The sequence below is a fragment of the Kineococcus arenarius subsp. arenarius genome, assembly GCF_050871845.1.
Classification (GTDB): domain Bacteria; phylum Actinomycetota; class Actinomycetes; order Actinomycetales; family Kineococcaceae; genus Kineococcus.
This window is the reverse complement of sequence record NZ_JBJLSE010000127.1, coordinates 1-9514: the sequence shown is the minus strand read 5'-3', so window position 1 is coordinate 9514 and position 9514 is coordinate 1. Positions and strand designations below refer to the sequence as shown.

At 75.9% G+C, this 9514-nt stretch carries 9 protein-coding genes; 8 read left to right on the top strand and 1 reads right to left on the bottom strand.

The genetic code is table 11. From position 1 onward, the window contains the following. Positions 1 to 73 precede the first annotated feature (73 nt). Entirely contained in the window at positions 74 to 1117 is a 1044-nt protein-coding gene (locus tag ACRYM0_RS19285) for an NAD(P)-dependent alcohol dehydrogenase (protein ID WP_432507465.1), read from the bottom strand. Positions 1118 to 1310: 193 nt separating this feature from the next. Between ACRYM0_RS19285 and ACRYM0_RS19280 the strand changes: the two genes are divergently transcribed. From ACRYM0_RS19280 to ACRYM0_RS19245, 8 genes are all read left to right on the top strand, one after another. After that, on the top strand, positions 1311 to 2687 hold the full coding sequence (locus ACRYM0_RS19280; RefSeq protein WP_432507464.1) for a sensor domain-containing phosphodiesterase: 1377 nt from the start codon (positions 1311 to 1313) through the stop codon (positions 2685 to 2687). 48 nt (positions 2688 to 2735) lie between these two features. Next, positions 2736 to 4094 (top strand): glutamate-1-semialdehyde 2,1-aminomutase, encoded by a 1359-nt coding sequence (gene hemL / locus ACRYM0_RS19275; protein WP_432507462.1) that lies wholly within the window; start codon positions 2736 to 2738, stop codon positions 4092 to 4094. A gap of 101 nt (positions 4095 to 4195) precedes the next feature. Next, positions 4196 to 4822 carry a histidine phosphatase family protein gene (locus ACRYM0_RS19270; protein WP_432507466.1) on the top strand — a complete coding sequence of 209 codons (627 nt, stop codon included), beginning with the start codon at positions 4196 to 4198 and terminating at the stop codon, positions 4820 to 4822. Further along, a complete protein-coding gene (locus ACRYM0_RS19265) occupies positions 4822 to 5466 on the top strand; it encodes a TlpA family protein disulfide reductase (RefSeq protein WP_432507461.1) in 645 nt (214 codons plus the stop codon). Before ACRYM0_RS19270 ends, ACRYM0_RS19265 begins: the two co-directional genes overlap by 1 nt. Next, on the top strand, positions 5463 to 6209 hold the full coding sequence (locus ACRYM0_RS19260) for a cytochrome c biogenesis CcdA family protein (RefSeq protein WP_432507460.1): 747 nt from the start codon (positions 5463 to 5465) through the stop codon (positions 6207 to 6209). The genes ACRYM0_RS19265 and ACRYM0_RS19260 overlap by 4 nt, the downstream gene beginning before the upstream one ends. Positions 6210 to 6214: 5 nt before the next feature. Next, complete coding sequence (gene resB / locus ACRYM0_RS19255) at positions 6215 to 7990, top strand: cytochrome c biogenesis protein ResB (RefSeq protein ID WP_432507459.1); 1776 nt, start codon at positions 6215 to 6217, stop codon at positions 7988 to 7990. Continuing rightward, positions 7987 to 8988, top strand: coding sequence for a c-type cytochrome biogenesis protein CcsB (gene ccsB / locus ACRYM0_RS19250; RefSeq protein ID WP_432507458.1), 1002 nt, complete (start codon positions 7987 to 7989; stop codon positions 8986 to 8988). The genes resB and ccsB overlap by 4 nt, the downstream gene beginning before the upstream one ends. Before the next feature lies 1 nt (position 8989). Then, positions 8990 to 9301 carry a DUF4229 domain-containing protein gene (locus ACRYM0_RS19245; protein WP_432507457.1) on the top strand — a complete coding sequence of 104 codons (312 nt, stop codon included), beginning with the start codon at positions 8990 to 8992 and terminating at the stop codon, positions 9299 to 9301. Positions 9302 to 9514 lie beyond the last annotated feature (213 nt).

Below are 9514 nucleotides of genomic sequence, written 5' to 3'. Positions count from 1 at the left end.
GTGATCAAGGAAGTTGCAACTTCCTTGATCACCGCGGGTCTCGGAGGAGTGCCGGAGGGGCGGGAGGGGTGGGTCAGCCGAGGGAGGGGACGATGACGGCGCGGCCGTCGAGGGTGCCGGCGTGCAGCGCCTCGTACGCCTCCGGGGCGTCGCTCAGCGAGAACTCCTGCGTGTGCACGTCCAGCACCCCGCGGTGCGCCAGCGCCACCAGCTCGTGCAGCTCGGGCAGCGTGCCCCAGTAGGGGGCGCTGACGGAGGTGCCGAACGGCGTGCGGAAGAACCCGACGCTCGCCGCGCCCCCGCCGATGCCGACGATCGTCACGTCCCCGTCCACGGCCGCCGCCGCGATCGCCGTGTCGATCGTGGGCTGGGCGCCGACGAAGTCCAGCACCACCTCCGCCCCGCGGCCGCCGGTGAGTTCCCGCACCGCCTGCGCGGCGGAGGCGTCCGAGGTCAGCACGTCGTCGGCGCCGACCGAGCGGGCCAGCTGCAGCCTCTGCTCGGTGACGTCCAGCGCGACGACGCGGGCGGGGGAGAGGTGCTTGAGCAGCTGGATGCCGACGTGCCCGAGACCGCCGGCGCCGATGACGACGGCCGTGGAGCCCGGCACGAGCTTGCCCAGGGACCGCTTGACCGCGTGGTACGGGGTGAGCCCGGCGTCGGTCAGCGGCACGGTCTTCACCGGGTCCAGGTCGCCGATGGGCACCAGGTGGCGCGGGGAGTCCACCAGCAGGTGCTCGGCGATCGCGCCGGGCGCGCCCAGCCCGGGCGGGGCGATGCCCAGCTCCGCAGCGCGCGGGCAGTAGTTCTCCCGGCCCTGCGCGCACGCGTGGCAGGTGCCGCAGCCCCACGGCCCGTACACGACGACGTCCGTGCCGATCTCCAGGCCCTGCACGCCCGGGCCGACGGCGGCGACCCGGCCGGCACCCTCGTGCCCCAGCGTCAGCGGCAGCCCGTAGCTGTACTCCTCGGCGGGCAGGCCCATGACGAAGGCGTCGGAGTGGCACACGCCCGCCGCCGTCACCTCCAGCAGGACCTGACCGGGGCCCGGTTCGGGGGTCGGCACCTCCACGACCTCCGGTGCCCGGCCGATCTCGCGGTACTGCAACGCTCGCACGTCGTGCCTCCCTGGCGGGGTCCGGGACCCTCCCGGTTCCCACGAGCAGCAGTACCCCCGTGCGGGGCCGGGGAACCCGGGCCGGAGGTCCCGGACCGCGGTGCGCTCACGCTGCGCAGCGGCCGTGGGGCCGGGCGGGTGAACGGGGCCGTGATCGCTGGAGCGCCGCCCCGCACCACCCGATCAACCCCTCGTGCCCACCGCTCCGCCCCACCGCCACGAGAGCGACCGCCTCGCCTCGGTGGCGAGCTACCGCGCGGCCTCGGCCGTGGGCGACCCGGGCCTGCAGTCGCTGGTGGACGTGGCCGCCCGCGTCCTGGACGCCCCCCTCGCCGGCCTGTCGCTGCTCGGTGCCGACGAGCAGAGCTACCTGGCGCGGGTGGGCGTGCCCGTGGCGGTGATCCCGCGGCACCTGTCGCTGTGCACGCACACCGTGTCCGGCGCGGCGCCGGTCGTGGCCGGCGACGCCACCGCCGACCCCCGCTTCGCCGACCACCCCCTCGTCACCGGCGAGCACCGCCTGCGCGCCTACGCCGGGGTGCCGGTGTTCGGCCGCGACGGGCTGCCGCTGGGCACCCTGTGCGTGATCGACGTGCGCCCGCGCGACTTCACCGGCGAGGACGTGGCGCTGCTGGAGCGGCTGGCGCGCGCGGCCGCCGGCCTGCTGGAGCTGCACCGCCGCGACGCGGGCGCCGGCCTGGCCGGCCGCGACGTCCTCACCGAGAGCCTGCGGCTGCGCCGCGCCGTCGACGACGGCGAGCTGCGCGTGCACTACCAGCCGGTCGTGGACCTGCGCAGCGGCCGGGTGGCGGCCGTGGAGGCGCTGGTGCGCTGGCAGCACCCCGAGCTGGGCCTGCTGCCGCCGGGGCGCTTCGTGCCGGTGGCGGAGGCCAGCGGGCTCGTCGTCGCGCTGGGCCGGTACGTCCTCGGCGAGGCGTGCCGGCAGGTGGCGGCCTGGCGCGCGCAGGACCCGGCCGCCGCCGCGCTGCGCCTGGCGGTGAACGTCTCCGGCCGCCAGCTCGCCGACCCGGGCGTGGTGCCGACCGTCCTGGGCGCCCTCGGCGACGCGGGCCTGCCCGCGCACGCGCTGACGCTGGAGCTGACCGAGACCGCCCTCGTGCACGGCAACGACGTGCAGCCGGCGCTGCGGCGGCTGCGGGGGGACGGGGTGCGCCTGGCGCTGGACGACTTCGGCACCGGCTACTCCTCGCTGGCCTACCTGCGCGACTTCCCCGTCGACGAGCTGAAGGTGGACCGCTGCTTCACCGCGTCCCTGAGCGACTCGGTGCGCAGCGGCACCATCACCGCCGCGTCGATCGCCCTGGCCCACGACCTCGGCTGCGAGGTCGTCGTGGAGGGCGTGGAGCACGCGGGGCAGCTGACGCACGTCGCGGCCCTGGGCGCCCGCTACGCGCAGGGCTACCTGCTGGCCCCGCCCCGGGAGGCGTCCGCGTGCGACCTGGGTGCCACCTGGCCGGTGCCCGTGGGGGCGCTGCGCCGCCCCGCGGTGGCGGTCCCGCGCCAGGCGCCGGGCGCCGTCCGTGAGCTTCCTCACGACGCAGCGTCGTAGACACCCCTGCGGCGGGCGCACCCGGCGGAGCTTGCGACACTGGAGCCCGTGACCGCGTCGACGCACCCCCCGGCGAGCCCCGACCGAGCCGCTGACGCCCCGGCCTCCGCCGCGCTGTTCGCGCGGGCCGGCGCCGTGATCCCCGGCGGCGTGAACTCGCCCGTGCGCGCCTTCCGCGCCGTCGGCGGCACCCCCCGGTTCACCGCCTCCGCGCGCGGGCCGTACCTGCGCGACGCCGACGGCACCGAGCTCGTGGACCTCATCTGCTCCTGGGGCCCGATGATCCTCGGGCACGCCCACCCGGACGTGCTGGCCGCCGTGCGCGCCGCCGCCGAGCTCGGCTTCAGCTACGGCACCCCCACCGAGCGGGAGGTGGAGCTCGCCGAGGAGATCGTCGCCCGCGTCGAGCCCGTCGAGCAGGTGCGCCTGGTCAACTCCGGCACCGAGGCCACGATGAGCGCGATCCGCCTGGCGCGCGGCTTCACCGGCCGCCCCGTCGTGGTGAAGTTCGCCGGCCACTACCACGGCCACGTCGACGCGCTGCTGGCCTCCGCCGGCTCCGGCCTGGCGACGTTCGCGCTGCCGGACACCCCCGGCGTGACCGGCGCCTCGGCCGCCGACACGCTCGTCGTGCCCTACAACGACCCGCAGGCCCTCGCGGACGTCTTCGCGCAGCACGGCGAGCGCATCGCCTGCGTCATCACCGAGGCCGCCGCCGGGAACATGGGCGTGGTGCCGCCCGCGCCCGGTTTCACCGCCGAGCTGCGCCGCCTGACCCGCCAGCACGGCGCGCTGCTGGTCTCCGACGAGGTGATGACCGGTTTCCGCGTCAGCCGCGCCGGCTGGTACGGGCACGAGGGCCTGGGCCTCGAGCACGCCCCGGACCTGCTGACCTTCGGCAAGGTCATGGGCGGCGGCTTCCCCGCCGCCGCGTTCGGCGGGCGCGCCGACGTCATGGCCCACCTGGCGCCCGCCGGCCCCGTCTACCAGGCGGGCACCCTGTCCGGGAACCCCGTCGCCACCGCGGCCGGCCTGGCCACGCTGCGCGGCTGCACCGACGAGGTGTACGCCGCCGTGGAGCGCAGCGCCCGCACCGTGCGCGAGGCCGCGAGCGAGGCGCTGAGCGCCGCGGGCGTGCCGCACGTGGTGAACACCGCCGGCAGCATGTTCAGCGTCTTCTTCACCGAGCGCCAGCAGGTGCGCGACTACGACGAGGCGAAGCAGCAGGACCTCGGCGCGTTCCGCGCCTTCTTCCACGCCATGCTCTCGCGGGGCGTGCACCTGCCGCCCAGCGCGTTCGAGGCGTGGTTCCTGTCCGCCGCCCACGACGAGGAGGCGGTCGGGCGCGTCCTGGACGCCCTGCCGCACGCGGCGCGCGCCGCCGCCGAGGGGGCGGGGTCGCTGTGAGCGTGCCCGTCACCGGTTCCGGCGTCGAGGCCGGCCCCCGCACCGACCCGGGCGCCGAGCCGCGCGCCGGGGCCCACGCCCCCTCCGGCGCCCCGCGCACCGTGGTGCACCTGGTGCGCCACGGCGAGGTCCACAACCCCGAGCGCGTCCTGTACGGCCGGCTGCCCGGGTACCGGCTCTCCGAGCGCGGGCAGGAGATGGCCGTGCGCCTGGGCCTGCACTTCTCCGCCCGCGACGTCGCCTCCGTCACCGCCTCCCCGCTGCAGCGCGCCCAGGAGACGGCCACCCCGATCGCCGAGGCCCTCGGCCTGCCGCTGGGCACCGAGGAGCGCATCATCGAGGCCGGCAACAGCTTCGAGGGGTTCCACGTCACCTCCGGCACCGGCTCGGTCCGCGACCCGCGGGTGTGGCCGCGGCTGTGGAACCCGTTGCGCCCCAGCTGGGGGGAGCCGTACGCGCAGCAGGCCGCCCGCATGGTCGCCACCGTGCGCGACGCCCGCGACGCCTTCCCCGGCCGCGAGTCCGTCCTGGTCAGCCACCAGCTGCCGGTGTGGGTCACGCGCCTGCGCGCCGAGCACCGCCCCCTGTGGCACGACCCGCGCAAGCGGCAGTGCGCGCTGGCGTCGGTCACGTCGCTGGAGTTCGCCGGCCGCCGCCTGGTGTCGGTGACGTACACCGAGCCGTGCGCCGACCTCCTCGTGGGCGCCGACCCCGTGCCGGGCGCCTGATGCGCCCGCGCCGCACCCGCCGCCCGGCGCTGGCCGGTGCGCTGCTGGCCACCGCCGTCCTGGCCGGTTGCGGCGGCGGCGGCGACGGCCTGCCCGACGCGCAGGGGCAGAACTACATCGCCGGCGACGGCACCGTGGTGCAGACCCCGCCCGCCGAGCGCGGCGAGCCGATCACCTTCACCGGCGAGACGATCGACGGGGGGACGATCGACCTGGCGGACCTGCGCGGGCAGGTCGTGCTGCTGAACACCTGGTTCGCCGCCTGCGGCCCGTGCCGCGAGGAGGCCGACGACCTGCAGCAGGTGTGGGAGGAGTACTCCGGCCGGGGCGTGCAGTTCGTGGGGATCAACACCTACGACACCGCCGCGATCGCCGAGTCCTTCAACCGCAGCCACTCCGTGACGTACCCCAGCGTGCTCGACGCCGGCTCCGGCGAGGCGATGCTCGCGCTGCGCGGCGTCGCCCCGCAGGCCACGCCCACCACGATCGTGCTCGACGCCGAGGGACGGGTCGCCGCCCGCGTGTCCGGTCCGGCACGGGCCTCGACGCTGGCCGGGCTGCTGGACGACGCCGGCGCCGCACCCGCCCCGGAGGCCACCGACCCGGCCACCGACCCGGCCACCGCCGCGGCGGCGCCGGCGTGACGGGCGACCTGCAGCAGACCGTCGCGGCCGGCCCGCTGCTGCTGGCGGTGCCGCTGGCGGTGCTCGCCGGGGTGGTCTCGTTCCTGTCGCCGTGCGTGCTGCCGCTGGTGCCGGGGTTCCTCGGCTACGTCACCGGCCTGACCGGTGAGGACCCCGCGCAGCAGCGGCGCGGGCGGATGGTGGCCGGTTCCGTGCTGTTCGTCCTGGGGTTCTCCGTGGTGTTCGTCCTGGTGAACTTCACCGTCGGCAGCCTCGGGGACGCCCTGGTGCGGTACCGCCCCGAGCTGCAGCGCGTGCTCGGCGTGCTCGTCGTCGCCCTCGGGGCGCTGGTGATCGCCGCGCCGCTGTGGGCGCAGCGCGAGCTGAAGCTGCGCTGGCGCCCGCGCGCCGGGCTGCTCGGCGCCCCCCTGCTGGGGATCGTGTTCAGCCTCGGCTGGACGCCCTGCATCGGGCCCATCTTCGCCGCGATCACCGCCCTCGGCTGGCAGAGCGGCAGCGGCGGGCGCGCCACCGGCCTGGCCGTCGCGTACTGCCTGGGGCTGGGACTGCCGTTCGTCCTCGTCGCCCTCGGCTACGAGCGGGGGGTGCGCGCCCTCGGCGTCCTGCGCCGGCACACCCGCGCCGTCAACGTCTTCGGCGGGGTGCTGCTCGTCGTGGTGGGCCTGCTGCTCGTCACCGACGGCTTCAACGCGATCCTGGGCTGGCTGCGCGGGCCCATCGGGAACTTCGAGACGGTGATCTGAGGCTCATGGCCGGCACGGACGAGACCCACCTGGACGACCTGCGCGACGAGTACCGCGACGCCCAGCCGCCCGCCGCACCCGCCCGGGGGGCGCGCCGGGGCCGGGCGCCGGCCCCGCAGGCGGCGCCGCTGGCCCCGCGGGAGTTCGCCCGCTACTGCTGGCGGCAGCTGACGAGCATGCGCACCGCGCTGTTCCTGCTCATGCTGCTGGCCGTCGCCGCCGTGCCCGGCTCGACGTTCCCGCAGGAGGGCAACGACCCCGCGGGCGTGGCGCAGTGGATGGCCGACCACCCCACCGCCGGGCCGTGGGTGGAGCGCCTGCAGGGCTTCCACGTGTACTCCTCGGTCTGGTTCTCGGCGATCTACCTGCTGCTGTTCATCTCCCTCATCGGGTGCGTGGTGCCGCGCGTGGGCGTGCACGCCCGGGCGCTGCGCTCGAAGCCGCCGCGCACCCCCGCGCGCCTCGACCGGCTGCCCGAGCACCGCGCCGCCGTCCTGGACGCGCCGCCCGCCGAGGTGCTGGACGCCGCCCGCTCGGTGCTGCGCGGCCGCGTGGAGGTCCGCCCGGAGGGGGGCGGGGGCGGCGGGTCCGTGGCCGCCGAGCGCGGCCACCACCGCGAGACCGGCAACCTGCTGTTCCACCTGTCCCTGCTGGGGCTGCTGTTCGCCGTGGCCTCCAGCTCGCTGTTCTCCTACTCCGGCCAGCGCCTCGTCGTCGAGGGCGGCACGACGGTCGGCACCACCTTCGACAGCTTCACCAGCGGTGCCGGGGCGGACGTGGGCGACGTGCCGCCGTTCACCCTGGAGCTGGACTCCATGGACGTCGCCTTCGAGGCGCAGCAGACCTCCCAGATCGGCGAGCCGCGCCGCTTCGCCGCGAACGTGACCATCACCGACGCGCCCGGCGAGCAGCCGCGCGAGGAGACCATCCGCGTCAACCACCCCGCCAAGGTCGACGGCACCCAGATCTCCCTCTCCGGCAACGGCTACGCCCCCGTCATCGTGGTGCGCGACGGGCAGGGGAACGTGGTGCAGGACGGTGCGACGCCGTTCCTGCCGCAGACCGGCAACTACGACTCCACCGGCGTGGTGAAGGTCCCCGACGCCGTCGACGCCGCCGGGGAGCCCGTGCAGATCGGCCTGTCCGGGGTGTTCCTGCCCTCCGCCACGGTCGACGCGACCGGCTCGCCGGTCTCCGGCTTCCCGGACCTGGCCAACCCCGTCCTCGTCATGCAGGCCTTCACCGGCGACCTCGGCCTGGACGACGGCGTGGCGCAGAACGTGTACGAGCTGGCCGACGAGGGCCTGACCCAGGTCCTGGACGAGCAGGGCAGCCCCTTCGCGATCCGGCTGCGGCCCGGCGAGACCGTGGAGCTGCCCGACGGGCTGGGCACGGTCTCCTTCGAGGGCGTGCAGCGCTACGCCTCCTTCGACGTGCGCTCCACCCCGGGGCAGAGCGCGGCGCTGGTGTTCTCGCTGCTGGGCACCACCGGCCTGGTCCTGTCGCTGTTCCTGCCGCGCCGGCGCCTGTGGGTGCGGGTGCGCCCCGCCCCCGCCGGCGCGGGCAGCGCCGTGGAGGTCGCCGGCCTGGCCCGCGGCAACGACGCCGGCCTGGCGTTCGAGGTGGACGGCGCCCTGCAGCGGCTGCGCGCGGCGCTCGGGGAGCCCGACGCGTCACCGCCACCCGCCCGGGTGGGCGACGATGGGCGCGAGCACCAGCGCGACGACGATCGCGACGAGCGCGAGGCGCGGGCGGGGTCCCGCGCGGAGGAGGGACGATGACCGTCGACCAGAGCGTCGCTGAGGTCGGCAACCTGCTGCTGTACTCGGCGATGGCGGCCTACCTGGCCTCCTTCATCGGCTACGCGGCCGACCTGGCCGAGGGCGGCAAGGAGATCAAGGCCCGCGAGGGCCGCCGCGCCGCGGCCGTGCGCGCCGCCGGGGACGGGGCGGGTGCCGTCCTGACCGCGTCGTCGTCGGCACCGCCGCGCCGCCGGCGCCGCGCCGCGGCCGTGGGCACCTCGCTGTTCGCGGCGGCGGCGCTGCTGCACCTGGGCTCGGTCGTGGCCCGCGGTGTCTCGGTGCACCGGGTGCCGTGGGGCAACATGTTCGAGTTCGCCCTCACCGGCTCGCTGGTGGTGTCCGTCGGCTACCTCGTGGCCGTGGTGCGCGCGCACCGCGCCGGCCTGGGCGGTGGGCGCGACGCCCGCTACCTGGGCACCTTCGTGGCCGGGCCGGTCCTGGCCACCCTGGGCATCGCGCTGCGCAGCTTCTACGTCGAGGCGTCCCAGCTCGTGCCGGCCCTGGACAGCTACTGGCTGATCATCCACGTGTTCGTGGCGATCCTCGCCACCGCCCTGTCCACCCTGGGCTTCTCCGCGACCGTGCTGCAGCTGACCCAGGAGAAGCGCGACCGCGTGCGGGCCGCCGGCAAGCGCCCCGGCGGGGTCTTCATGGACGCCCTGCCCGGCGCCGTGGAGCTGGAGCGCACCGCGTTCCGGCTCAACGCGGTGGCCTTCGTGATGTGGACGTTCACCCTCATCGCCGGCGCGGTGTGGGCGCAGGTGGCCTGGAACCGCTACTGGAACTGGGACTCCAAGGAGGTGTGGACGTTCGTCATCTGGGTCGTCTACGCCTGCTACCTGCACGCCCGCGCCACGCGCGGCTGGGACGGGCGCCGCGCCGCGTGGCTGTCGGTGCTCGGCTTCGCCTGCATGCTGTTCAACTACCTCGTGGTGAACATCTTCTTCCCGGGCCTGCACTCGTACGCGGGGGTGTGACGTGGGCGCGACGCTGAAGTACACGGTCCTGCGGCTCGGCCTGTTCGTGCTGTGCCTGGCGGCTCTGAGCGCCCTCGGGGCGCGGGGCTGGCTGGCCCTGGCGGTCGCCGCCGTCCTCTCGGTGCTGCTGTCGCTGGTGCTGCTGCGCCGCCAGCGCGAGGAGATGGCCGCCCGCCTGCAGCAGCGCGTCGAGGGGCGGCTGCAGCCGGGGCAGCCGGGCGCGACGTCCGCCCGGGCGAAGGCCCGCTTCGAGAAGTCCCGCTTCGCCCGCGGGGTGGAGTCCGACAACGCCGCGGAGGACGACCCCCGCTGAGCCCCCGCCCCACCCCCCTGCGGTGATCTTGCACGCTTGAGCGCTCAACCGTGCAAGATCACCGCAGGGGGGTGGAGCGGGGCGGGGGATGCTCCTATGGTTCGTCAAGCGGCTGCAGCGAGGGGGTCGGTGGCTGCAGACGGCTGCAGAAGGGCGAAGACCTCACGGGCGATGTAGCGCTTGAGGCAGCGGATGATCTCTGACTTGCTCAAA

Excerpts from the sequence above, each read along its gene's own strand:
- ACRYM0_RS19265 (WP_432507461.1), top strand. The coding sequence starts at position 4,822 with ATGCGCCCGCGCCGCACCCGCCGCCCGGCGCTGGCCGGTGCGCTGCTG.
- resB (WP_432507459.1), top strand. The coding sequence starts at position 6,215 with ATGGCCGGCACGGACGAGACCCACCTGGACGACCTGCGCGACGAGTAC.
- ccsB (WP_432507458.1), top strand. The coding sequence starts at position 7,987 with ATGACCGTCGACCAGAGCGTCGCTGAGGTCGGCAACCTGCTGCTGTAC.